This is a genomic window from Pseudomonas marginalis (assembly GCF_024169655.1).
GTDB lineage: Bacteria > Pseudomonadota > Gammaproteobacteria > Pseudomonadales > Pseudomonadaceae > Aquipseudomonas > Aquipseudomonas paraveronii.
The window spans coordinates 1,474,699-1,496,710 of the sequence record NZ_JALJWV010000001.1 but is presented as its reverse complement, the minus strand read 5'-3'; the positions used below and the strand labels follow the sequence as shown (position 1 = coordinate 1,496,710).

General features: G+C 61.0%; 22 protein-coding genes, 1 tRNA gene and 1 riboswitch. Of the genes, 15 read left to right on the top strand and 8 right to left on the bottom strand.

The window, feature by feature from the left end:
* Position 1: 1 nt before the first annotated feature.
* Both J2Y83_RS06685 and ung read right to left on the bottom strand, forming a co-directional pair.
* A complete protein-coding gene (locus J2Y83_RS06685; protein ID WP_253393980.1) occupies positions 2-2,008 on the bottom strand; it encodes a hypothetical protein in 2,007 nt (668 codons plus the stop codon).
* A 141-nt stretch (positions 2,009-2,149) separates the two neighbouring features.
* Complete coding sequence (gene ung / locus J2Y83_RS06680) at positions 2,150-2,842, bottom strand: uracil-DNA glycosylase (protein WP_253393978.1); 693 nt, start codon at positions 2,840-2,842, stop codon at positions 2,150-2,152.
* A gap of 136 nt (positions 2,843-2,978) precedes the next feature.
* Here ung and J2Y83_RS06675 point away from each other — a divergent pair, with 136 nt between their 5' ends.
* Entirely contained in the window at positions 2,979-4,091 is a 1,113-nt protein-coding gene (locus tag J2Y83_RS06675; protein WP_253393976.1) for an enoyl-CoA hydratase/isomerase family protein, read from the top strand.
* Between the two features lie 3 nt (positions 4,092-4,094).
* On the opposite strand, the gene J2Y83_RS06670 is transcribed toward J2Y83_RS06675, so the two are convergent.
* Both J2Y83_RS06670 and J2Y83_RS06665 read right to left on the bottom strand, forming a co-directional pair.
* Positions 4,095-4,529: a DUF3757 domain-containing protein gene (locus J2Y83_RS06670; protein ID WP_253393974.1), complete on the bottom strand. Its 435-nt coding sequence runs from the start codon at positions 4,527-4,529 to the stop codon at positions 4,095-4,097.
* Positions 4,530-4,683: 154 nt separating this feature from the next.
* On the bottom strand, positions 4,684-5,028 hold the full coding sequence (locus J2Y83_RS06665) for a hypothetical protein (protein ID WP_253393972.1): 345 nt from the start codon (positions 5,026-5,028) through the stop codon (positions 4,684-4,686).
* 313 nt (positions 5,029-5,341) lie between these two features.
* Positions 5,342-5,443: riboswitch (guanidine-I (ykkC/yxkD leader) on the top strand.
* Positions 5,444-5,503: 60 nt separating this feature from the next.
* Between J2Y83_RS06665 and J2Y83_RS06660 the strand changes: the two genes are divergently transcribed.
* The 14 genes from J2Y83_RS06660 (at position 5,504) to J2Y83_RS06595 (ending at position 18,711) form a co-directional block, all read left to right on the top strand.
* Complete coding sequence (locus J2Y83_RS06660; protein ID WP_253393969.1) at positions 5,504-6,571, top strand: putative urea ABC transporter substrate-binding protein; 1,068 nt, start codon at positions 5,504-5,506, stop codon at positions 6,569-6,571.
* A 12-nt stretch (positions 6,572-6,583) separates the two neighbouring features.
* Positions 6,584-7,399, top strand: coding sequence for an ABC transporter permease (locus J2Y83_RS06655; protein ID WP_253393967.1), 816 nt, complete (start codon positions 6,584-6,586; stop codon positions 7,397-7,399).
* Positions 7,396-8,160, top strand: a complete 765-nt coding sequence (locus tag J2Y83_RS06650; protein WP_253393965.1) for an ABC transporter ATP-binding protein — start codon at positions 7,396-7,398, stop codon at positions 8,158-8,160. Before J2Y83_RS06655 ends, J2Y83_RS06650 begins: the two co-directional genes overlap by 4 nt.
* Positions 8,157-8,882: an urea amidolyase associated protein UAAP1 gene (locus J2Y83_RS06645; protein ID WP_253393963.1), complete on the top strand. Its 726-nt coding sequence runs from the start codon at positions 8,157-8,159 to the stop codon at positions 8,880-8,882. The genes J2Y83_RS06650 and J2Y83_RS06645 overlap by 4 nt, the downstream gene beginning before the upstream one ends.
* 9 nt (positions 8,883-8,891) lie before the next feature.
* Entirely contained in the window at positions 8,892-9,521 is a 630-nt protein-coding gene (locus tag J2Y83_RS06640) for an urea amidolyase associated protein UAAP2 (protein ID WP_253393961.1), read from the top strand.
* 232 nt (positions 9,522-9,753) lie between these two features.
* Positions 9,754-13,377, top strand: coding sequence for an urea carboxylase (gene uca / locus J2Y83_RS06635; protein WP_253393959.1), 3,624 nt, complete (start codon positions 9,754-9,756; stop codon positions 13,375-13,377).
* 59 nt (positions 13,378-13,436) lie between these two features.
* Complete coding sequence (locus J2Y83_RS06630; protein WP_017844882.1) at positions 13,437-13,649, top strand: cysteine-rich CWC family protein; 213 nt, start codon at positions 13,437-13,439, stop codon at positions 13,647-13,649.
* Positions 13,649-14,341, top strand: a complete 693-nt coding sequence (locus J2Y83_RS06625) for a pseudouridine synthase (RefSeq protein ID WP_253393957.1) — start codon at positions 13,649-13,651, stop codon at positions 14,339-14,341. Before J2Y83_RS06630 ends, J2Y83_RS06625 begins: the two co-directional genes overlap by 1 nt.
* A 304-nt stretch (positions 14,342-14,645) precedes the next feature.
* Positions 14,646-15,530, top strand: a complete 885-nt coding sequence (locus J2Y83_RS06620; protein ID WP_253393955.1) for an alpha/beta fold hydrolase — start codon at positions 14,646-14,648, stop codon at positions 15,528-15,530.
* Positions 15,531-15,672: 142 nt separating this feature from the next.
* Positions 15,673-15,746 (top strand) — tRNA-Gly (locus J2Y83_RS06615).
* A gap of 737 nt (positions 15,747-16,483) precedes the next feature.
* Positions 16,484-16,978, top strand: a complete 495-nt coding sequence (locus J2Y83_RS06610) for an ImmA/IrrE family metallo-endopeptidase (protein ID WP_253393954.1) — start codon at positions 16,484-16,486, stop codon at positions 16,976-16,978.
* 10 nt (positions 16,979-16,988) lie between these two features.
* A complete protein-coding gene (locus tag J2Y83_RS06605; RefSeq protein ID WP_253393951.1) occupies positions 16,989-17,510 on the top strand; it encodes a hypothetical protein in 522 nt (173 codons plus the stop codon).
* A gap of 347 nt (positions 17,511-17,857) precedes the next feature.
* On the top strand, positions 17,858-18,382 hold the full coding sequence (locus J2Y83_RS06600; RefSeq protein ID WP_253393949.1) for a DUF3833 domain-containing protein: 525 nt from the start codon (positions 17,858-17,860) through the stop codon (positions 18,380-18,382).
* A gap of 23 nt (positions 18,383-18,405) precedes the next feature.
* Positions 18,406-18,711: a DUF6482 family protein gene (locus J2Y83_RS06595; RefSeq protein ID WP_253393947.1), complete on the top strand. Its 306-nt coding sequence runs from the start codon at positions 18,406-18,408 to the stop codon at positions 18,709-18,711.
* Positions 18,712-18,815: 104 nt separating this feature from the next.
* On the opposite strand, the gene J2Y83_RS06590 is transcribed toward J2Y83_RS06595, so the two are convergent.
* From J2Y83_RS06590 to J2Y83_RS06575, 4 genes are all read right to left on the bottom strand, one after another.
* Entirely contained in the window at positions 18,816-19,109 is a 294-nt protein-coding gene (locus tag J2Y83_RS06590; RefSeq protein WP_253393945.1) for a helix-turn-helix domain-containing protein, read from the bottom strand.
* Positions 19,109-19,423, bottom strand: coding sequence for a hypothetical protein (locus J2Y83_RS06585; RefSeq protein WP_253400350.1), 315 nt, complete (start codon positions 19,421-19,423; stop codon positions 19,109-19,111). Before J2Y83_RS06585 ends, J2Y83_RS06590 begins: the two co-directional genes overlap by 1 nt.
* Positions 19,424-19,612: 189 nt before the next feature.
* The gene (locus tag J2Y83_RS06580) at positions 19,613-20,806 is read right to left on the bottom strand and encodes an MFS transporter (RefSeq protein ID WP_253393943.1); all 1,194 of its coding nucleotides are present in this window, start codon (positions 20,804-20,806) and stop codon (positions 19,613-19,615) included.
* Complete coding sequence (locus tag J2Y83_RS06575) at positions 20,803-21,966, bottom strand: MFS transporter (protein WP_253393941.1); 1,164 nt, start codon at positions 21,964-21,966, stop codon at positions 20,803-20,805. The genes J2Y83_RS06580 and J2Y83_RS06575 overlap by 4 nt, the downstream gene beginning before the upstream one ends.
* Positions 21,967-22,012: the final 46 nt, after the last annotated feature.

Below are 22,012 nucleotides of genomic sequence, written 5' to 3'. Positions count from 1 at the left end.
CTCAGTCAGGTGCAATACAAGGCGGTGCATTGTTTGGGCGAATCAAAGTGACCAGCACCAAGCTAGGATTCGACCCGCCGACTGTCACCCCACCACGAATCACCTTGTAACTTGTAGTGGCTGAGCCGTAGATCGGCTTATGGGGATAGTCGTCTGGTTTGACCAACCCAGGTAACGACACATGGGGATTGAACGGCACCGTGAACGGGTAACCGTTTTTCACCCATTCCAAGGTCAAGGGCGGAGAATCCCACTCGCCTTCAGAGCCGCTGATCACATGACTGAGGTTGCCATTGGGGCTGGCATAGCCCACCCAGCTCAATCGCAACACATCGCCTACCCGAAGGCGCGTATCGTCCCCCGGGACAAACACCTGAACGCCATAAGAGGGGTGAGGAGTGAGCGCGCAACCAATAAACCCGGAATCGGGTCCTGGAGCGTAGTTCACGTCCGGGTATCGGGTGGACTTTAGCCCCAAAATCGGCGAAACCACCACAGTGATGACTTTGTTGTTTGAGCGCTGGCGATTCACGCCATTGAACGTGCGGTAGAAGAGATTGGTCAGTGCATTGCCAACCGGGTCGATGAGCGCCCAGGGAATCTGGAACGGGATGACCGCTCCCGGATTCTCACCGATAGCTACAGAGTGGGTATCCACCGGCACGGGGTTGTCATTCCAAATCAGCTCCAGCAGATCACCCACATTGAAGTCAACGCCCAACACCAATTCCACATTAGCGGGCTTATCTCGGTCGAGGATGGTCAATACATCATCGCCCGTCACACCTTTGACGGTTGGAAGCAGAAGCAGAGGGTTGATGAAATTGGGGTTCTCCGGGTTAAGTTCGCCCACTGCAGTCAGGTCTACGGGGACGAACCTGACGACGGATGGCCGGGCAGCACCGATTCCTCGCTGCCAGGTGTAGCTGGCCCGGATGATCCCGCCTGCCAGCTCGAAGCCGCCTTGGGCCAGGGTCAGCCAAGGGATTGGCACACGCACTGGCCACACCTGGAAAGGACCCACGATGATCTGTGGAAGGGGAATCAAGTTCCAGGAAGGCGTCACCACGTCGCCCTCATCTGCGCCAACGATTTCTAGGATATTCATGTAGACGCCACCAGTTTCACGGGCATCTTCCAGATCAATCAGCCCGTTCGCTCCCAAGCCGAAGGCTTGTGGCACCTCTGGCGCGGGAAAAGCTATTGGCGAGGGCGTGATGGCATTCAGCACCACGGACGTACGCGACGCTGGCCCCTGCCAACCGGTGCGGTCAGTCAAATAGTATTGGGCGGAGAGCTCTCGATTGCTGGGCAGTAAGCGAAACGTTTCGCCTCTAAATGCCAGTTCGATGGGAGCACCGTTTTTATGAGCCTGAGTGATTTCCACCGATGCCACTATGTCGTCGTTGCGCGAATGTGGGCCTCGGAGCGCCGGCAACAGCGTCAACTTACCGTCAACGCGATCCTCCAGGCGCATATCGGGCCATCGCGGCACAATTGCCACGACTTCGTCATTGTTGGCGGGGTCGGCTAAATACTCATCAGTGACGCCGTTATTTTGAATGTAGTCGTCAAACATCAACCTGCTAGGTTGCTGCCCTTGATTAGGCGCGAACTTGTCCAAGTCAACCTGGATCGGAAATGAAGGGTCTGCATCGTTGCCAGGGACCAGCTCAACGATGTATTGCAAACTGTGCAAGCCGGGCACGTCCAGAAGGATGATCGGTATCTCCGTAGCCACTTTCGGTAGATCAAGTTCATTATAGGGGGCTTCCAATTGCTTCACATCGCCGACCGGCTGGTTATCCCATAGCCAGGTAATACGTGTCACCTCACCGGGGTCAAGCAGATCTACACCTGGCCAAAGTACAGACACTTCCACTGCCAACGGGGCGAGTTGATCCAACCGGTGTATCTTGTAAGCCACCTCATCATCCAGAAATGGCAGGGCTGCTGGAATCCAGGGCGCATCCAGCATCCGAGGGGTTGGGGCTTTGTTCTTGGGCATGTCCACTCTCCTAGTGCAATTGATCAATGACTGGCCATTGACCACCGACTGGAGCGCACCCAACCGACAAAGCCAGGTGGATCATTTAATGCGCAAAAACACCCTCTGGATACTGTCGAAAGTAACAGGTTGCCCTAATGATTAGAGCGGCGGCAGCCGCCACTCGATAGGCGTCTCGCCATTCTGCTCAAGAAACTTATTGGTGCGGCTGAAATGCCCGCAGCCCAGAAACCCGCGATACGCCGACAACGGCGACGGGTGGACCGACGTCAGCACCAGGTGCTTGGTCGCATCGATCAGCTTCTGCTTGCTCTGCGCATGGGCGCCCCACAACAGGAACACCAGATGCGGCTGGTGTTCGCTGACCACCTCGATAATCCGGTCGGTAAAGAACTGCCAGCCCTTGCCCGCATGGGCGTTGGCGTTGGCGCGCTCCACGGTCATGGTGGTGTTGAGCAGCAACACGCCCTGGTCGGCCCAGCTTTGCAGGCAGCCATGATTGGGGATGTCGATGTTCAGGTCGCGCTTGAGCTCTTTATAGATATTGACCAGCGACGGCGGCGTCGGCACGCCCGGTTGCACCGAGAAGCACAAACCGTGGGCCTGGCCGGGGCCGTGGTAGGGGTCCTGGCCGAGGATCACCACCTTGACCTTGTCCAGCGGCGTGGAATTGAGCGCGTTGAAGATCAACGGGCCAGGCGGGTAAATCTCCTTGCCGGCCGCGTGTTCCTGGCGCAGGAACTCACGCAGTTGGGCCATGTAGGGCTGCTCGAACTCATCGCGCAGGGCGTGTTTCCAGCTGGGTTCGAGTTTGATACGGTCGCCTTCGGTCATGATTGACTGGTCTTGTAAAAAAGAATGAGGCGAACCCTAGGAAAGCCGACCCCGCTTGTCAATTGATCTGACACACAACCGGCGCTTTCCCATGAAGGGATCATACTCAACGTTCACCTTCCCGATTGAGGTCACGATGAACCTGCACTTCGAAGAGCTGACCGGCAGCGGCGGCGCGCGCATCGGCATCGCCAGCCTGGACGCCGAAAAGTCCCTCAACGCCCTCTCCCTGCCGATGATCCTGGCCCTGGGCGAACGCCTGGACGTCTGGGCCAAAGACCCGAACATCGTCTGCGTGCTATTGCGCGGCAATGGGCCCAAAGCGTTCTGCGCCGGCGGCGAAGTGCGCAGCCTGGCCCAGGCCTGCCGCGAACAACCCGGCGTGGTGCCGGAGCTGGCCGCGCAGTTTTTTGCCGCGGAATATCGTCTCGACTATCGCCTGCACACTTACCCCAAACCGTTGATCTGCTGGGGCCACGGTTATGTGCTGGGCGGCGGCATGGGCTTGCTGCAAAGCGCCTCGGTGCGCATCGTCACCCCCAGCAGTCGCTTGGCCATGCCCGAGATCAGCATCGGCCTGTACCCGGACGTGGGCGCCAGTTGGTTCCTGTCGCGCCTGCCGGGCAAGCTGGGGATGTTCCTCGGCCTGACCGGCGCACACATCAACGGCCGCGACGCGCTGGATTTGGGCCTGGCCGACCGTTTCCTGCGTGAGGACCAGCAAGACGAACTGCTCGAAGGCCTGCTGCAACTGAACTGGCAGGAACAGAGCGCGATGCAGCTCAACAGCCTGCTCAAGGCCTTGGCCCAGGAAGCCATCGACCAGCAACCCGAGGCGCAATGGCTGCCACGCCGAGCGCAGATCGATGAATGGCTGGATGTCAGTGACGTGCGCTGTGCCTGGCGTGCCTTGAGCCTGTTGCGCGACCACGCAGACCCATTGTTCAGCCGCGCCGGCACGACCCTCAGCGAAGGCTGCCCGCTGACCGCGCACCTGGTGTGGGAACAACAGCAGCGCGTCCGTCACCTGTCGCTGGCCGAGGTGTTCCAGATGGACTACACCCTGAGCCTGAATTGCTGCCGCCACCCGGAATTCAGCGAAGGGGTCCGCGCGCGGTTGATCGACAAAGACCAGAAGCCTCATTGGCATTGGCCGGATATCAATGCCATTCCGCAGGCCGTGGTGCAGGCCCACTTCACCAAAGCCTGGGAAGGCCGCCATCCGCTTGCGGATTTCTCCTACTTTTGACAGTCAGGTTTTTGGCTTTTTAACGCTGAATGAACAATTGTCCGGCTGACTGTCCTGGCAGATATACACCGGCAGGTCGAAGGGGTCGTTGGCAAGGCGCCAATGCAACGTACCGGTCAGCGACATCGTCTCCACCTCCCCCGATCTGCCGTATCGCAAGTCCACCCTCTGCCCTTCGTTGGTGAGGTAGCTGCACTTGTCGATATAGCCGCCGTCCCGGTCCTGCTCCCTGCCCGGGGTAAAAATGGCGCCAATAAACTGGTCGACAAACGCCCGATGACCGATCTTCGGGCTTTGCCACACCAATGTTCCAGCCGTCGCCTGGAAATAGCCGTCGACATATTTGATTGCCGAGGGATAAGGGCAGCCTTGCTCCGCTTGCACGTGTGCAACACCACCGACCATCAGGAGTAAAACGCACGCCAATTGTCTGATCATCTGGGCTCCATTCGCTCACTGGGCAATCGAAAAGGCGCAACGGCCTCCCCCAGTTAAATACACAAGAACCCCAAACAATAGCTGTTAAATCTGACAGTAGCGCTAAACGCTACGAAAAAGCGGCGCTGCCTGCGCCGCTTACCTTCAAGCCCTGTCAACGATGGCCACCGCGGCCTCCGCCATGATCGCCACCGCGACCACGCCCGCCATTGCCCCAGCGATCACCCCAGCCCTGGTTTGGATAAGGCCGGTAACCCATGCGGGGCCCTGGATAGTAACGCGGTGCTGGCTGGTAATAACGCGGCGCCGGCGCGTAGTAACGCGGCGCCGGGTAATAGTCACGCCGATATTGATACGCCGGGCCGCCGCCGTAGTAATACACCGGCGCGGGCGCGGTATAGACCTCGGAACGGTAATAACTTTGGCCTCCATCGTAATAGGGCACGCACGCAGAAAGGGTCAGACCGAGCACAGCAATAAGAAACAGTCGTCGATACATGGCGGCCTCCTGGACCGCGAAAGAGCACCGCCAGCGACGCTGGGGGGCGGCATTCAGCTTTTGCTGAATGACGAAACATCTGACATCAAAAAGCGAAACTGGTGCGATTTCGACACAGACTGAAACATCTGTTTCGGACAAACCAAGCGCCTCATTGCAGTGCGGCGACGCACCAGTGCAACGCACCCGCCCGCACTCAGGCGTGGGGCGTTTCGCGCAAACCCGCGATCTACACGCCCGCGTCCTACTTGGCACGACTCTCGCTTTGCCTCTTGCGTGCAGGATTCATCACAGGTTCGCGGCACCACAATTTGCAATGGCCGACTAGGGTTCCGGCTCGCGAAACGCGAGTGGCTGGTCCGAGAGTTGGCGACCTCCAGTTGAGGTTACACGGCGGGATAAAAGCCCGGGAGACAAGCCACCGTTCACGGTGCCGCGTTGCTCCTGCTCGCCCTCGATCAACTGGAGAAGCCCCATGCCCGCAATCCGTTTACCCGCCCTGCTCGCCGCCGCCTTTGCCGCTGTGCTGAGCGTCCAGACCCAAGCCGCCGTCAAAGACCACTTCAGCGTGTGCTGGACGATCTATGCCGGCTGGATGCCATGGGAGTACGCCGGCAGCCAAGGCATCCTCGACAAGTGGGCCAAGAAGTACGGCATCAGCATCGACGTGGTGCAGCTCAATGACTACGTCGAATCCATCAACCAGTACACCGCCGGCCAGTTCGACGGCTGCACCATGACCAACATGGACGCCCTGACCATCCCCGCCGCCGGTGGCGTCGACAGCACCGCACTGATCGTCAGCGACTTCTCCAACGGCAACGACGGCGTGGTGCTCAAAGGCAGCGGCAAGACCGTGGCCGACCTCAAGGGCATGAACGTCAACCTGGTGGAACTGTCGGTGTCGCACTACCTGCTGGCCCGTGCGCTGGAGTCGGCGGACCTGACGGAAAAAGACCTGAAAGTGGTCAACACCTCCGACGCCGACATCGCCGCTGCCTTCAACACCGACCAGGTGCAAGCGGTGACGACCTGGAACCCGATGCTCTCCGCGATCAACGCCAAACCCGGCGTCACCCAAGTGTTCGACTCCAGCAAAGTGCCCGGCGAAATCATGGACATGATGGTGGTCAACACCCAGACCCTCAAAGACAACCCGGCCCTGGGCAAAGCCCTCACCGGCGCCTGGTTCGAAGTGGTCGCGCTGATGAACGCCAAAGGCGCCGCCAGCAGCGAAGCCCTGGAACACATGGCCAAGGCCTCGGGCACCGACCTCAAGGGCTTCCAGTCGCAACTGGACACCACCAAGCTGTTCGCCACCCCCAAGGAAGCCCTGGCCTTCGCCACCAGCGCGCAGCTACCCGCGACCATGCGCAAGGTCGCCGAGTTCTCGTTTGAACACGGCCTGCTCGGCGAAGGGGCCAAGGACACCAGCGCCGTGGGCATGAGCTTCGCCAATGGCGTGACCAGCGGCGACAAGGCCAACCTCAAGCTGCAATTCGACCCCCGCTACGTGCAGATGGCCGCCGACGGCACGTTGTAAGAGGACCCGGCCATGCGCCTGATCAACCGTCACCCGGACCGCTCCAGCCGCCTGTTGTTGGTGCTGCTGCCGTTCGCCCTGCTGCTGTTCGCCTACTTCGTGGGCTCGGCCGAGCGCCTGGCGGATAACCCCAACGACAAGCTGCTGCCCAGTGCCGGGCAAATGTTCGAGGCGGTCAAGCGCCTGGCATTCAGCGCCGACAGCCGCACCGGCGACTACGTGCTGTGGCAGGACAGCGCGTCGAGCCTGCGCCGCCTCGCGCTCGGCCTGGGCATCAGTGCCCTCGCCGGCCTGTGCCTGGGCATCGCCGCCGGGACGTTGCCATTGTTCGGCGCGCCGTTGTCGCCGTTGCTGACGGTACTGTCGATGGTGCCGCCGCTGGCGATCCTGCCGATCCTGTTCATCGTGTTTGGCCTGGGGGAATTGTCCAAAGTGATGCTCATCGTCATCGGCGTCACCCCGTGCCTGGCCCGCGACCTGGAACAGCGCGCACGCGAGATTCCGCTGGAGTTGCTGGTGAAGGCACAGACCCTCGGCGCCTCGACCTGGACCCTGATGCTGCGCGTGGTGTTGCCGCAATTGCTGCCGCGCCTGCTGATCTCGCTGCGGCTGATGCTGGGCTCGGCGTGGCTGTTCCTGATCGCCGCCGAAGCCATCGCCTCCACCGACGGCTTGGGCTACCGGATCTTCCTGGTGCGCCGCTACCTGGCGATGGACGTGATCTTGCCCTACGTGGTGTGGATCACCCTGCTCGCCTGGCTGATGGACTGGGGCCTCAAGGCCCTGACCCGGCGCGCGTTCCCCTGGTACGAAGGAGCGCGAGCATGAGCTTTATCAGCGTCAACAACGTGTGGCAGCGCTATGGCGATCAGGTGGTGCTGGAGGGTTTGAATCTGCAGGTCGCCGAGGGCGAATTTTGCACCCTGGTCGGCACCTCGGGCTGTGGCAAGTCGACGTTTCTGCGCCTGCTGCTGGGCCAGGAAACCGCGAGCAAGGGCCAGATCCTGCTGGACGGCCAACCGCTGGCCGGCGAACCGGATGCCAGCCGTGGCGTGGTGTTCCAGCGCTACTCGGTGTTCCCGCACCTGAGCGTGCTCGACAACGTCACCCTCGGCCTTGAGCTACCGCGCTCGCCGTTGCTCGGACGGTTGTTCGGCAAGGCCAAAAAAGCCGCCCGCGAACAGGCCGCCGCGCTGCTGCACACAGTCGGCCTCGGCCACGCCCTCGACAAGTACCCGGCGCAACTCTCCGGCGGCATGCAACAACGCCTGGCCATCGCCCAGGCCTTGATCATGAAACCGCGCGTATTGCTGCTGGACGAACCCTTCGGCGCCCTCGACCCCGGCATTCGCAAAGACATGCACCAGTTGCTGCTGGAGCTGTGGCGCGAAACCCGGCTGACGGTGTTCATGGTCACCCACGACCTCAGCGAAGGCTTCAGCCTCGGCACGCGCCTGCTGGTGTTCGACAAAGTCCGCGTCGACCCCCACGCCCCCGGCGCCTATGGCGCGCGTATCACCTACGACATCCCTTTGAACAGCGCACGCCGCAAGGCGCTCGCTGCCAAACTTGGAGCGACTTCCCAATGACCGATTCGACTCAACTGTTCCCGCCGTTCGCCGAAGAAATGCTGCCCGGCGGCGGCCACCGTTCCTTCGTGCTCAAGCGCGGTCAACTGCTGCGCCTCACCGACCTGCGCGGTGGCGCCAACGTCAGCCTGACCCTGCTCAACGCCAACGAAAAAACCGAACGCCTGAACCTGCCCGACAGCCTCAAATGCCAACACACCGCCAAGCTCACCCGCGGCCATTGCCTGTACTCGGACATGGGCCGCGTACTGGCGGCGATTACCGCCGACACCTGCGGTTGGAGTGACAGCCTCGGCGGCGTGCTGTGCGCGACCGAGGTGGCCGAGAAGTACGGCCAGGGCCGCTACCAGGAACTGCGCAACGGCTTCTACCGCAACGGCACCGACAACCTGCTGGTGGAATTGGGCAAGTGGGGCCTGGGCCTGTCCGACCTGCTGATGACCCTCAACCTGTTCAGCAAAGTCAGCGTGGACGACGACGGCGGCCTGCACTTCGTGCCGGGCAACTCCAAGGCTGGCGACTACATCGAACTCTACGCGCCGATGGACACCCTGGTGGTGCTCACCGCCCTGCAACACCCGATGGACCCCAACCCCGCATACGCCCCACAACCGCTGAAACTGAGCTGGATGAACGCCGACCCAAGCGTCGCCGAACACTGCCGCACCTCGCGCCCGGAAAACGCGCGCGGTTTTATCAACACCGACCGCCTGTTCGCCTGAGGAGCTGCCATGTCTATCGTACTGAAACAACCCGACACGGCGGTGTACCGCGCCACCATCCCCGCCGGCGAGCCGTGGCTGATGGAGGTCAAGGCCGGACAGACCCTGCGCATCCTTGATCTGGAGGGCAACCAGGCAGTCGATACGCTGTTCTACAGCGCAAAAAACCCGCGCGAGCGCTACGACGTGCAACGCACCTTGCGCCGCCAGAACAACGTGTACCTGGGCACCGGCAGCGTGCTCTATTCCAACCTCGGCCAGCCGATGCTGACCCTCGTCGCAGACACCTGCGAGCGCCACGACACCCTCGGCGGCGCCTGCGCCCAAGAGAGCAACGCCGTGCGCTACGCCCTGGAAAAACGCTACATGCACAGCTGCCGCGACAACTACCTGCGAGCCTGCGCCCACGACGGTCGCCTGGGCAAACGCGACATCGGGCCGAACATCAATTTCTTCATGAATGTGCCGGTCACGGCCGACGGCGGGCTGACCTTCGAAGACGGCATTTCCGCCCCCGGCAAATACGTCGACCTGCGCGCCGAGATGGACGTGATCGTGCTGATCTCCAACTGCCCGCAATTGAACAACCCGTGCAACGCCTACAACCCGACCCCGGCGGAGTTACTCGTATGGAACTGACACTCAAGCGCTTGCGCAGTTGGTTATTTGCACTCTGCCAGGCCCGAGCCGGGCAGTGTCTTCAAAACCGCTGAACCCTGTGGGAGGGGGCTTGCCCCCGATGGCGGCAAGTCAGCCAAACACGCACCCACTGGCTCACCACCATCGGGAGCCCCCCTCCCACACTCACGACATGCACTGCGGACGACCGTAGTGCTCCTTCACTTTGCGGGACGGCCCGCAGGGTTTTGCCATGTTCGAAAAACTACTGATTGCCAACCGTGGCGCCATCGCCTGCCGCATCCTGCGCACCTTGCGCGAACTGCACGTCAAGGGCGTCGCCGTGTACGCCGAAGCCGATGCGGCCAGCCTGCACATCCAACACGCCGACGAAGCCTACAGCCTCGGTGAAGGCGCGGCGGCCGGCACCTACCTGGCGGTGGACAAAATCCTCGCCATCGCCAAGGCCAGCGGCGCCACGGCGATTCATCCCGGCTACGGTTTTCTCTCGGAAAACGCCGCCTTCGCGCAAGCCTGCGAAAACGCCGGCATCGCCTTTATCGGGCCGACCCCGCACCAGCTGCGCGTATTCGGCCTCAAGCACACCGCCCGGGCGCTGGCCAAGCAACAGCAGATTCCCTTGCTCGAAGGCAGCGAACTGCTCGACAGCCTCGACGCCGCCTTGCTCGCCGCCGACCGTGTGGGCTACCCGGTGATGCTCAAGAGTACCGCCGGCGGTGGCGGCATCGGCATGCGCGTGTGCCGCCATGTCGCGGAGTTGAACGAGTGCTTCGAGGCCGTCAAACGCCTGGGGCAGAACAATTTCAGCGATGCCGGGGTGTTTATCGAGAAGTACATCGAGCACGCTCGCCACCTGGAGGTGCAGGTGTTCGGCGACGGCGCGGGCGCGGTGATCGCCCTCGGCGTGCGCGACTGTTCGGTGCAGCGGCGCAACCAGAAAGTCCTCGAAGAAACCCCGGCGCCGAACCTGCCGGAAGGCATGGCCGAGGCCCTGTGCGCGGCCGCCATCACCCTGGCCAAGGCGGTCAATTACCGCAGCGCCGGCACCGTGGAATTCATCTTCGATAGCGCAGACAGTCGCTTCTACTTCCTCGAAGTGAACACGCGGTTGCAGGTGGAACACGGCGTCACCGAACAGGTGTGGGGCGTGGACCTGGTGCGCTGGATGGTGCAACTGGCGGCGGGAGAAATGCCGCCGTTGAGTGAACTGGCTTTGCAGCCCCAGGGCCATGCGATCCAGGCACGCTTGTATGCCGAAGACCCTGGCCGCGATTTCCAGCCGAGCCCGGGCCTGTTGACCCACGTGGACTTTCCACTGGCCGAGGGCTTGCGCATCGACACGTGGGTCGAGGCCGGTTGCGAGATCCCGCCGTACTTCGACCCGCTGATCGCCAAGCTCATCACCTGGGCGCCCAGCCGCGAACAGGCGCGCCTGGATTTGCATCGCGCCCTGAGCGACAGCCAGCTCTACGGCGTGGAAACCAACCGCGATTACCTGCGCCAGATCCTGCTGGCCGCGCCCTTTGCCGGTGGCCATCCGTGGACGCGCTGCCTGGAAGATCTGGTCTACGTCGCCCACACGTTCGAAGTGCTCAGCGCGGGCACGCAAACCAGCGTGCAGGACTATCCCGGACGCCTCGGTTATTGGGCCGTGGGCGTACCGCCTTCCGGGCCGATGGACAGCCGCGCACTGCGCCTGGGCAATCGTCTGCTGGGCAATCGCGAAGGCGCCGCCGCGTTGGAAATCACCATGAGCGGGCCGCTGTTGCGCTTCAATTGCGCCGCCGTGGTGGCGGTGACGGGCGCGGATATTGCGCTGCTGCTCAACGATCAACCCGTGCCGATGAACACCGCGCTGCGGATCGAAGCCGGGTCGGTGCTGAGCCTCGGCGCCCTCGCCGGAGCCGGCGCGCGCAGTTACCTGTGCCTGCGCGGCGGGCTGCAAGTGCCGGACTATCTGGGCAGCCAAAGCACCTTCACCCTGGGCCAGTTCGGCGGGCACGGCGGGCGGGCTTTGCGCGCAGGCGACGTGCTGCATCTGTTGCCGCTGGTCGACGTCAACGCGGGCCAGCAGTTGCTCGCTGAACCGCTGGCGCAGGTGCGCACGCTGCGGGTGATTTATGGCCCCCACGGCGCGCCGGAATACTTCCAGCCGGAGTACATCGACACGTTCTTCGCCACGCAGTGGGAAGTGCATTTCAACTCCAGCCGCACCGGCGTGCGGTTGATCGGCCCCAAGCCCGTGTGGGCACGCACCGATGGCGGCGAAGCCGGGCTGCATCCGTCGAATATCCACGACAACCCCTATGCAATCGGCGCGGTAGATTTTACTGGAGACATGCCGGTGATCCTCGGGCCGGACGGGCCGAGCCTGGGTGGGTTCGTGTGCCCGGTGACGGTGATCGAAGCCGACCTGTGGCAACTTGGGCAACTCAAGGCCGGCGACAAGCTGCGCTTCGAACCGGTGGACCTCAAGACCGCCCGCGATCTCGCGCTGAAATGGGATCAACTGTGGGCGCCGGGCTTGCCCGCGGTGCAGGCGACGCGGTCTCACAGCAACACCGGGGAGATGCCATCGCGAGCAAGCCCGCTCCCACATTGGCCCGCGTCGCCTGTGGTGTTGGATATCGGCCAGGAAGATACGCGTCTGGTTGCCCGATTGGCCGGCGACACCCACCTGCTGCTGGAAATCGGCGCGCCCGAGCTCGACCTGGTGCTGCGTTTTCGTGGCCACGCGCTGATGCAGGCCCTCGAAACCCGCGCACTGCATGGCGTGATCGACCTGACGCCGGGCATCCGCTCGTTGCAGGTCCACTACCAGCCGGAACAGTTGCCCCTGGCCGACCTGCTGGCGCTGATCAGCGGCGAATGGACGGCCGTATGCGCCACGCCCAACCTGCAAGTGCCTTCGCGCATCGTCCACTTGCCGTTGTCCTGGGATGACCCGGCGTGCCAACTGGCCATCGAAAAATACATGACCACCGTGCGCAAGGACGCGCCGTGGTGCCCGAGCAACCTGGAGTTCATCCGCCGCATCAACGACCTGACCAACGTCGACGCGGTGCGCCACTGCGTGTTCGAGGCGAGCTATCTGGTGATGGGCCTGGGCGACGTCTACCTCGGCGCCCCGGTGGCCACACCGCTGGATCCGCGTCATCGGCTGGTGACCACCAAATACAACCCGGCCCGCACCTGGACCGCCGAGAACTCGGTGGGCATCGGCGGCGCGTATTTGTGCGTGTACGGCATGGAAGGCCCCGGCGGTTATCAGTTTGTCGGGCGCACGTTGCAGATGTGGAACCGCTATCGCGAAGTCGCGGCCTTCGACGGCAAGCCGTGGCTGCTGCGGTTTTTCGACCAGATCCGCTTCTACCCGGTGAGTGCCGAAGAGCTGGTAAAGATTCGTCGGGATTTTCCGCTGGGGCGCTTTGCGCTGAACATCGAGGACAGCGTGTTGAACCTGGCGGATTACCAGGATTTTCTGGCGCGTGAAGCCACCGGTATCGAGGCGTTTCGGGAGCACCAGCAACAGGCGTTCAATGCCGAGCGCGAACGCTGGATCGCCAGCGGCCAGGCGCACTTCGACAGCGAGGAACCGCCAGCGCCGCTGGGGCAGGACACGCCGCTGAAGGCCAATGAGTACAGCATCGACAGCCATATCGCGGGCAATCTCTGGCAGGTCCAGGTAGCTGCGGGTGAACGTGTCGCGGCCGGCGATGTGTTGGTGGTGCTGGAGTCGATGAAAATGGAGATTCCACTGCTGGCGCCGTTTGCCGGCGTGGTGCGGGAAATCCCGGTGCAGCCCGGCAGCGCGATTGGCGCCGGCCAGCGGGTCGTGGTGCTGGAACGCGACTGAGCGGCGCTGTATCGTGCAGGGACCTTCGGCACCCTGCCCGATCCAGCCTGAACCGAGCAATGACCACAGCCACCCTCTGCCCCGCCTGCGGCGCCCGCAACGACTGCACCCTGGCCGACCCACGTACCGCCGACCAGGCCTGCTGGTGCTACAGCGTCACCATCGACCCGGCGGTGCTCGAAGCCCTGCCCGATGCATTACGCAACCAGGCCTGCCTGTGCCCGCGCTGTGCCCAGGTGGACGCGCAGTTGCGTGGGGCTGAGCCGTTGTAATGCGGGTTGATCGATTCCTCAGCAACCTGCCGCGTTTCAATCGCCAGCAAGTCCGCCTGTTGTTGGTGGAACGGCGGGTGAGCGTCGACGGCGTCCCCGTCAGCGATCCTCACCACGAGGTGCGCGAATTCAGCCGGGTGTGCGTGGACGATGAAGTGCTGCAGGCGGGTAAACCGGCGCGCTATTTCATGCTGCACAAACCGCAGGGCTGCGTCAGCGCCACCTGTGACCCCCAGCACCCGACGGTGCTGGACTGGCTGGATGAACCGGACAAGGACGAGCTGCATATCGCCGGTCGCCTGGACTTCAACACCACCGGGCTGATGTTGATCACCAACGACGGCCAGTGGTCGCGGCGCCTGACGCAACCGACGACCAAACTGCCCAAGGTCTACCGTGTGGAGACCGAGCAGGAGATCGGTCCGGAATACGCCGCCACCTTCGCGGCGGGGGTGTATTTTGCGTTTGAAGACCTGACGACTCAACCGGCCGAGCTGGAACTGTTGGCACCGCGCCTGGCCCGCTTGAGCATCATCGAAGGTCGCTATCACCAGGTGAAGCGCATGTTCGGGCACTTCGACAACAAGGTGCTGCGCTTGCATCGGGAACGCATGGGGCCGCTGGCGTTGGATGACGCGCTGGCGCCCGGCGAGTATCGAGCGTTGAGCGCCGATGAAATTTCGTTGGTCTGATGACCGTTCGGCCGGGGATGGCTAAAAACCCGTTTGGCGCCTTGCAGGCTGGCGCCTGTGCTGCTTGAATCAAACCGTCAGCCCCATTATGACTGGCGAGTCACCTATAACCTCCAAGAAACACCTTGCCCCGCCCGCGCTTGATCCACGGGCCTCCCCGGCAAACAGCCCGCCCTGGTAACACCCGTCGGCCAGCCGTCATCGGCGCGACATGGGCACTCATCTTCCAGGCGTATGCCTACCTGTCATAAAGCTCGTGCAGAGTGATCTGCGCGCACTACCCGCTTGCCAGGAGTCTTACGACATGAGGCCAGAAATCGCTGTGTTGGATATACAGGGTCAGTATCGGGTTTACACGGAGTTCTATCGCGCGGACGCGGCCGAAAAGACCATCATCCTGGTCAACGGCTCCATGGCCACCACGGCGTCCTTCGCCCAAACCGTGAAAAGCCTGTACCCGCAGTTCAATGTGGTTTTGTACGACCAGCCCTACGCCGGTCGCTCCAAAATCCATAACCGCCACGAGCAAATGCTGACGAAGGAAGTCGAAGGCCAGATCCTCCTGGAACTCATCGACCACTTCGCCGCCGAACACGTGCTGTCGTTCTCCTGGGGCGGCGCCGCCACCCTGGTCGCCCTCGCCCAGCGCCCGCGCCGCGTGGAAAAGGCCGTGATCAGCTCGTTCTCGCCGGTGATCAACGCGCCCATGCGCGACTACCTCGAACGCGGCGTCGACTACCTCGGCAAGCTCGACCGCGACCGCGTCGGCCACCTCGTCAACAGCACCATCGGCAAACACCTGCCGTCGCTGTTCAAGCGCTTCAACTACCGCCACGTCAGCAGCCTGGCCGAGCACGAGTACGGGCAGATGCACTTCCACATCAGCCACGTCCTCAACAGCGACCGGCTGTGCTACCTCAAGGCCGCGCGCCAGATCAGCGTGCCGGTGCTGTTTTTGAACGGCGAATGGGACGAATACACCAGCGCCGAGGATGCCCAGTTGTTCGGGCAATACGTGGCGAACAGCAGCTTCAGCACAATCCAGGCGACCGGGCATTTTCTGGACATGGAACACAAAGCCGCCTGCCGCGACAGCCGGGACGCCGTGGTGGGCTTTCTGAAGCCTGCGCGGCAGACCAGCCGATTGCGCTATCACCAGGGCCAGACGCAGCATGCCTTTGCACTCTGAAACACAACCGACTGCAGGAGCGAGCATGCCCGCTCCTACAGTCGGTCGGCGCGTTGCCTACGCAAACACACGCAACCTGCACATTTTTCGAAGAAAAACTTCAAATCCCGGCGCACATCTGGTACAAAGTCAGCCGCTCTGAGCGGGTGTCGTATAATGGCATTACTCCAGCTTCCCAAGCTGATAACGAGGGTTCGATTCCCTTCACCCGCTCCACTATTTTCAAGGCTTCCAGCCTTCCTCGCTTCAACTTGGTGTCTGTTAAGGTGTCTGTTTGTAGTTTTTCGCAGACTCCGTATGAACTGAACAGACACCCGAACCTAAACACTCCTCCTCCTGAAATATCCCCCGCGTCCTGCAGGCCGACCACCGCAGCATCACGTCCGCCCCTCCATTTTCTACACCACCGTGACACCTCCGGTTTCAACGTGGGGCTCTAGAATCGTTCCCGTTCGCGTGCTTTACTGTATAAATAAACAGCACTCGGGAGATTGTGTGATGACGGCGAAAATTATCAACCTTGAACAGATCAGAGCGTTAAAGGAGGCGGGAGTCGAATGCGGACCTGCCCCATTCATGGATGACCTGCCGCCGTCCTTTCGGGCAGTCCACTGCGCCGCCGCCCGCGCCATGCTGAACTGGTCAGTAGAGGCACTTTCATTCCGGTCCGGGGTTTCAGTCAAGGCAATCAGAGACCTTGAAGAAGGACGGCGGTAAACCCAATGATGGTCAATGGATCTCTAGAAAGAAAGATGAGGCACGTCAACCCACGCCTGTTGCTCAACCATAGCGCGCCCTTGTATGGCAGGGATTGAAATTGGCGTTTCTAGCCTTAAGTTACAAAGTCAGTTTGCCCCCCTTTTCGCGAGTTATGGAATGATAGGGGTCGATGTGGGATCATATACAGTCAAAAAATACCACTCTCAGCCCGAAACCAAAGGAGGGCGCCGCATATGTTTATGAATAATGACATGGCTTTCGCCAAGGCCTCTCAGGTGCTCAGGGAGCTCTGGGACGGTTACCTCCCGATTGACCCCGTTCAGCTTGCTCAAAAAATGGGAGCGAGGGTTGTCTTTGACTCAAGTTTGGATCGCGAAGGAATAAGCGGTTCATTCGAATACGACAGCTATGGCCCCTTGATCAAGGTGAATGCATACGACCCGCCAGCTCGCCAGCGTTTCACAGTCGCACATGAAATTGCCCACTGGATTTTGGGGCATGTGCAACCTGGAGAGTTAGCACATCGAGATCCAAGCGATCCTTACGCCGTCGTTGATACTCGAGAGGTAGATGCCAATCGTTTTGCCGCGCAATTGTTGATGCCTGCACACGTAGCTCAACATCTTGTCGAGCAGGTACCGCCTGCGCAAAAAACCAGTATTCTGGCCCAGCAATTTTCAGTTTCTGAAGCAGCAATGGGCTACCGGCTTCGTAACCTAGGTCTATAGGAAAGCCCCATTGTCTACAACTCAAGATTCAAACGAAGGTACAGCTGCAGGATCTCAACAGTTCACACCACCTGAGGCCCAGGATGGGCTTGCCCCTTTACCTAGCAGTAGTAATGGAGCGCTGCCTTCCGGACCTACCCCAGATCAGCCACGATTTAACTGGCTCGCGTACTCCCTCACCAGCAAGCTGTTGAAGGAGTATTTGGTCATCGGTATAACCGTTTGGGTCGTCTATAAACTCGTATCAATTCTCGCCAACTTCATGACAGGCCTTAGCGACCTGTTTAAACAGGCGGTGTACTTTAAGAGCGCTCCCGTCTTGATGGTAAAAACGATGGATTGGCACATTCTCGTGCTTGGTGGAACGCTTATCATCTCGATAACTACCATTTTGATAGTTATGCTACGAAGTGTTTTAGCTAGCAATGCAGTGAGCCCCGAAGAGAAAAAACAGCATAGCGCCTGGGAAGATATGCCATTGGCAAGCTTTGTGTCCTGGGTCGTCGATCAAATTAAAAGCCGCTTCAAGTAGCGTCGACTGCTGTTTGTATGTGAATTTTCCAGCAATCAGCAGCGTGTATGGTGACGTGTATGTCGAGAAGGTCAGATACCACGGAGACCACGCTGTTTCTGACCAGTTCGATTCCCTTCACCCGCTCCGCTCAGATATAGGTCTCGCGTCAGGATGGTTTTGACGGGGATGTAAAAAACCGGTCCTGAGTGGCCGTTTTTTTATGAGTGAAATTTGGGTTCAGCGCTTCCACACCTCTCCAATCTCCAAAATAGCGCCCACTAAAAACCTGTACAAATATATTTTTATGTACAACTATCACCCCTTGAACGTCGACACTCCGCCCCACACGATCAAGGAGCCGGTCCATGGCACGCCTACTGGTTTCACTGTTTCTGGTATTGAGCCTGTGCAGTTGCGGCAACGTCGAGGTCGACCACTACGCCGACCAGCAACCGCAGTTGGACCTGGAGCGTTTCTTCAGCAAACCCGTCAAGGCCTGGGGCATATTCCAGAAGCGTTCGGGGGAAGTGGCCAAGCGCTTTGAGGTGGATATCGCCAGCCGACGCGAGGGCGATGCTTTGATTCTCGACGAGCGTTTTCTCTACAGCGACGGCACGCGCCAGCAGCGGGTGTGGACGTTGACACCGGATGGCCCCGGGCGCTGGCGCGGGCGCGCGGGGGACGTAGTTGGCGAGGCGATTGGCGAGGTCGCCGGCAACGCATTGCGTTGGCGCTACCGCCTCAACCTGGCGGTGGATGGCTCGATTTACGAAGTCAGTTTTGACGATTGGATGTACTTGATGGACGAAGACACGTTGATCAACCGTTCGAGCATGTCCAAGTTTGGCGTCGAATGGGGCCAGGTCACGCTGTTCTTTCGTCGCCAATGAACGACCCACTGCGAGGGTGAATCATGAATATGCAAATGCTGACCGAACTGGCCGTGAAGGGTGAAGTACGCGAGTTGGAACTGCTGTCGCTGGAGGGCGGTTTCTACATCGCGCGCGTCAGCCTCGAGCATACGGCGATGACGCTGCTGGACGAGGATGCGAAGCCGATGCGCATCGGCTCCACCACGCATTTGCGCGACCTGTTGCAACGGGTTCCGGCGTTTCCTTGTGTGCTGGTGCAGCACTGCGTCCACGATGAAATGTGCGGTACACGTGAAGGCCCCATCGGTGCGTTGCGTATTCCGTTTACGTTGGCCCAGTCCTTCTAAGGCGCGTTTCATTCTTTGGCTGACCTTCCCGGCCAGGGAAGATCAGCCTAGCGCCTTGCGCGAAAGAACTTACGCGGCTTAATCCACACGGTCATCACAGACGGTTATCTATGCTCCAGGGCCGCCAATACGTGACCAGGATCATTGTAGAGGGCACGCAATAATGCCCTTGCCGGTCCTTCAGGTTCACGTCGCCCCTGTTCCCAGTTCTGAAGCGTTCCCACGGGCACATCAATCGCCTTCGCAAAGCGCGCTTGCGAAAGCCCCGTGGCTTGTCGAATCTCTTTTATCTTCAGGGCATCAACAAAAAATTCGCGGGATGGGGGGCGTTCACCCCGGACAATCTCGTCCATCTGGGTCATGCTTTCTACCAGACGATTGAACAATTTTTTCTCCATCACTCCCACCTTCGGTTTATCTCGCTGAGGATTCTCTTTTCCGCCGACGAAAGATCATCTTTGACGCCCTTTCGATAGATCAGGATCAATCTAATTTGATAGGCCATACAGAGGTAGTAGTAGATCACTCTGACATCACCACTTTTCCCCTTACCCTGCGAAGCCCAGCGGATCTTCCTCAGGCCATTGGTCCCTTGAATAACATCACCGGCAGTGGGATTTTCCGCCAGAAACTCTTGGAATTCACTGTAGCTTTCTTCACTTAGAAGCTCTGCCAAATCCTCTGTAAATGCGATCGACTCTATAAATATCATGCTCACGCCTATACGTCATTGGCGTACAAACAGCTTGTTCTGATCGTTTCCTATCACGCAACAACCACCCGTCACTCATTGATAGGCATACGAAACATGCACCGAGATTTATGAAGCGCAAACTCTATAACCAGGCAGCCAATGTCATGACGTAGGACGCAACTGAGTTTTCCATCCGAAAAGAGGCAATCAATCGTCCATCTCCAACCCTCTTCGCACCTCCCACACCAACGGCAATGTCACCAGTAACATCCCCGCCAACACCATCACCGCCACCGGCACGCCCAGCGCATCCCCCACGCCGCCCATCAGCACCGGCGCCAGCGCGCCGCCGCCAATGGTGCCGGTGTAGAACAGCGCAAACGCCCGCTCCCGTTGGCCGGCGCTGGCCAGGTCCGGCACGGCGCCGTACAGCACCGACGAGGTGCCATTGAGCACCAGCCCCAGCACCGGCAACATCAGCATCAACCCAGCCAACGGCAGATACAGTGCGGTAACGATCAGCAGCGCCGTGCAGGTTTCCGTCAGCCAGACGGTTTTCATCATGCCGATGCGCACGCCGAGGTAGCCGCAGAACAGCTTGCCGAATGCGCCGCCGATGAACAGCAGCGTCAGCGCCAGGCCGATGCCCGCCGTGCCCGCGCCTTTGGCTTGCAGCAGGAACGGCAGGAAGGTGAGAAAACCCATGCGCACGGCGCTGTCGAGGATGCCGGTGAGGATCAAGGCGCGCAGGCCGGTGGCGGAACCGATTGCGGTGCAAGGCTGGGTCTTGGGTGTCGCTATGGCAGCGCGGGGCTGAGCGGGGATCAGCCACCACAGCACCCCCGCCGCCGCCAGGCCGAGCAGCCCCAACAGGGTGGCGCTGGCCCGCCAACTGATCAACGTGAGCAGCAGGCCAATCAGGCCGGGGATCAGGGTTTTGCCGATGTCACCGGAAAAGTTGTAGTGGGACAGCGCCTGCTTGACCCCTCCACCGTCCTCATACGCGTCGGTGATCATCGAGGACGCCAGCGGGTGTTGGGTGCTGGCGCCCAGGCCGCCGAGCAGCAGCGCCAGCAACAGCACGGTCAACCCGCTGGCTTGCCCGGCCAACAGGTAAGCGACACCCGCCAGCGCGGTGCCGCCCACCAGCATCGGTATACGCCCCCAGCGTGTCGCGGCGCGGCTGGCCATCAGTTGGAACACCGCCATCATCCCGGAATAGGCGCCGCGCAACAGGCCGATCTGGGCGTAGGACAAAGCGAATTGAGCTTGCCAGATAGGCAGCAGAACGTAGATCACATCGGTGAGGCCATCGTGTACGGCATGGGCGCTGCAGCCGGCGATGAGCGCGCGGCGGCGGGTGGATGTGTCAGGTGCAGGCAAAGCGACGGTGTCGTTCATGGTGTGCGGATCAATTGAGGTTTAGGAGGCTTCCAACCCGTCAACGCGATCAGCAAGGTCAGCAGTTGGAAAGCGATGATCAGCGCCACACACCCGGCCCAGCCCCAGCGCTGCCAGATCAGCGCCGGGACGACGGCCCCGCAACTGCCGCCCAGGTAGTAAGCAGTGAGATAGACCCCCACGGCGCCCGCCTTGTTGTCGCGAGCGCTGCCGGCAATGAAGGCATTGGCGGCGGCCTGGGCGAGAAAGACGCCGGTGGAACTGAGTGCCAACCCGACCACGATGCACCACAGCGACGGCAGCAGGGTCAGCGCCGAGCCGCTGATGCCAAGCACCGCCGCGACACTCAGCAGCTCGGCGGGCGGGCGGGCTTTGCTCAGGCGCCCGGCGATGGGGATCACGACCAGGGCCAACAGGAACACCATGTACAACGTACCCAAGGCCGCAGGCCCAAGGTTAAAAGGCGGTAGGCCGAGGTACAAACCTGCGTAGGTAAACGCCGCAACCTGGGAAAACAGCACGCAAAAACCTACGGCATACGCCGCCACCAGGGGTTTGCGAAACAGGCCCGCCGAAGACGCTTTAACCTGCATCGCTCGTGGCCGGCCGACGGGTAGCAGAAACTGGATAAACCCGCCCACCATCAGGCTCAACACCGCCAGCAACTCAAAGGCCTCGCGCCAGCCCACATACTCGGTCATCACACCGGTGACAAACCGCCCGGCGAACCCACCCAACACAGTGCCCGCGACATACAGGCTGGTGACTTCAGTCACCGTCCCGCCACGCCAGCGGTCGCCGATATAGGCCACGCTGGTCGCGAACACCACCGGAATCAACATGCCTTCGACAAAGCGCCAGACCAGCACTTCGGCGAAGCTATCGGCATAGGCCGTCATCAACGTCGGCAGCGCCAGCAGCAGCGCAGCCAGGCTGATCACGCTGCGCGGTTCGAAGCGCCCGGTCAGCCGATTGACAAACGGCGCGGTGATCGCCACCGCCAGCGTGGTCACGGTAATGCTCCAACCCGCCGCCTTGGCGCTGATTTGAAAGTGCGCGGCAAACGTCTGCAGGATGCTCTGGGTGGCATAGAGGTTGAGAAACGCCGCGCAGCCACACAGGAACAGGGCTAGACGGGCACAATGCAGGCGCGCTTTCATGAAACCTCTCGTCTTATTTTGAAAGGTCTTTATAGAATGGCGGGCG

Excerpts from the sequence above, each read along its gene's own strand:
- J2Y83_RS06625 (WP_253393957.1), top strand. The coding sequence starts at position 13,649 with ATGCGGGTTGATCGATTCCTCAGCAACCTGCCGCGTTTCAATCGCCAG.
- J2Y83_RS06580 (WP_253393943.1), bottom strand. The coding sequence starts at position 20,806 with ATGAACGACACCGTCGCTTTGCCTGCACCTGACACATCCACCCGCCGC.
- J2Y83_RS06660 (WP_253393969.1), top strand. The coding sequence starts at position 5,504 with ATGCCCGCAATCCGTTTACCCGCCCTGCTCGCCGCCGCCTTTGCCGCT.
- J2Y83_RS06630 (WP_017844882.1), top strand. The coding sequence starts at position 13,437 with ATGACCACAGCCACCCTCTGCCCCGCCTGCGGCGCCCGCAACGACTGC.
- J2Y83_RS06640 (WP_253393961.1), top strand. The coding sequence starts at position 8,892 with ATGTCTATCGTACTGAAACAACCCGACACGGCGGTGTACCGCGCCACC.
- J2Y83_RS06655 (WP_253393967.1), top strand. The coding sequence starts at position 6,584 with ATGCGCCTGATCAACCGTCACCCGGACCGCTCCAGCCGCCTGTTGTTG.
- J2Y83_RS06620 (WP_253393955.1), top strand. The coding sequence starts at position 14,646 with ATGAGGCCAGAAATCGCTGTGTTGGATATACAGGGTCAGTATCGGGTT.
- J2Y83_RS06650 (WP_253393965.1), top strand. The coding sequence starts at position 7,396 with ATGAGCTTTATCAGCGTCAACAACGTGTGGCAGCGCTATGGCGATCAG.
- J2Y83_RS06585 (WP_253400350.1), bottom strand. The coding sequence starts at position 19,423 with ATGATATTTATAGAGTCGATCGCATTTACAGAGGATTTGGCAGAGCTT.
- J2Y83_RS06610 (WP_253393954.1), top strand. The coding sequence starts at position 16,484 with ATGTTTATGAATAATGACATGGCTTTCGCCAAGGCCTCTCAGGTGCTC.
- ung (WP_253393978.1), bottom strand. The coding sequence starts at position 2,842 with ATGACCGAAGGCGACCGTATCAAACTCGAACCCAGCTGGAAACACGCC.
- J2Y83_RS06590 (WP_253393945.1), bottom strand. The coding sequence starts at position 19,109 with ATGGAGAAAAAATTGTTCAATCGTCTGGTAGAAAGCATGACCCAGATG.
- J2Y83_RS06595 (WP_253393947.1), top strand. The coding sequence starts at position 18,406 with ATGAATATGCAAATGCTGACCGAACTGGCCGTGAAGGGTGAAGTACGC.
- J2Y83_RS06675 (WP_253393976.1), top strand. The coding sequence starts at position 2,979 with ATGAACCTGCACTTCGAAGAGCTGACCGGCAGCGGCGGCGCGCGCATC.
- J2Y83_RS06685 (WP_253393980.1), bottom strand. The coding sequence starts at position 2,008 with ATGCCCAAGAACAAAGCCCCAACCCCTCGGATGCTGGATGCGCCCTGG.
- J2Y83_RS06600 (WP_253393949.1), top strand. The coding sequence starts at position 17,858 with ATGGCACGCCTACTGGTTTCACTGTTTCTGGTATTGAGCCTGTGCAGT.
- J2Y83_RS06645 (WP_253393963.1), top strand. The coding sequence starts at position 8,157 with ATGACCGATTCGACTCAACTGTTCCCGCCGTTCGCCGAAGAAATGCTG.
- uca (WP_253393959.1), top strand. The coding sequence starts at position 9,754 with ATGTTCGAAAAACTACTGATTGCCAACCGTGGCGCCATCGCCTGCCGC.
- J2Y83_RS06575 (WP_253393941.1), bottom strand. The coding sequence starts at position 21,966 with ATGAAAGCGCGCCTGCATTGTGCCCGTCTAGCCCTGTTCCTGTGTGGC.
- J2Y83_RS06670 (WP_253393974.1), bottom strand. The coding sequence starts at position 4,529 with ATGATCAGACAATTGGCGTGCGTTTTACTCCTGATGGTCGGTGGTGTT.
- J2Y83_RS06665 (WP_253393972.1), bottom strand. The coding sequence starts at position 5,028 with ATGTATCGACGACTGTTTCTTATTGCTGTGCTCGGTCTGACCCTTTCT.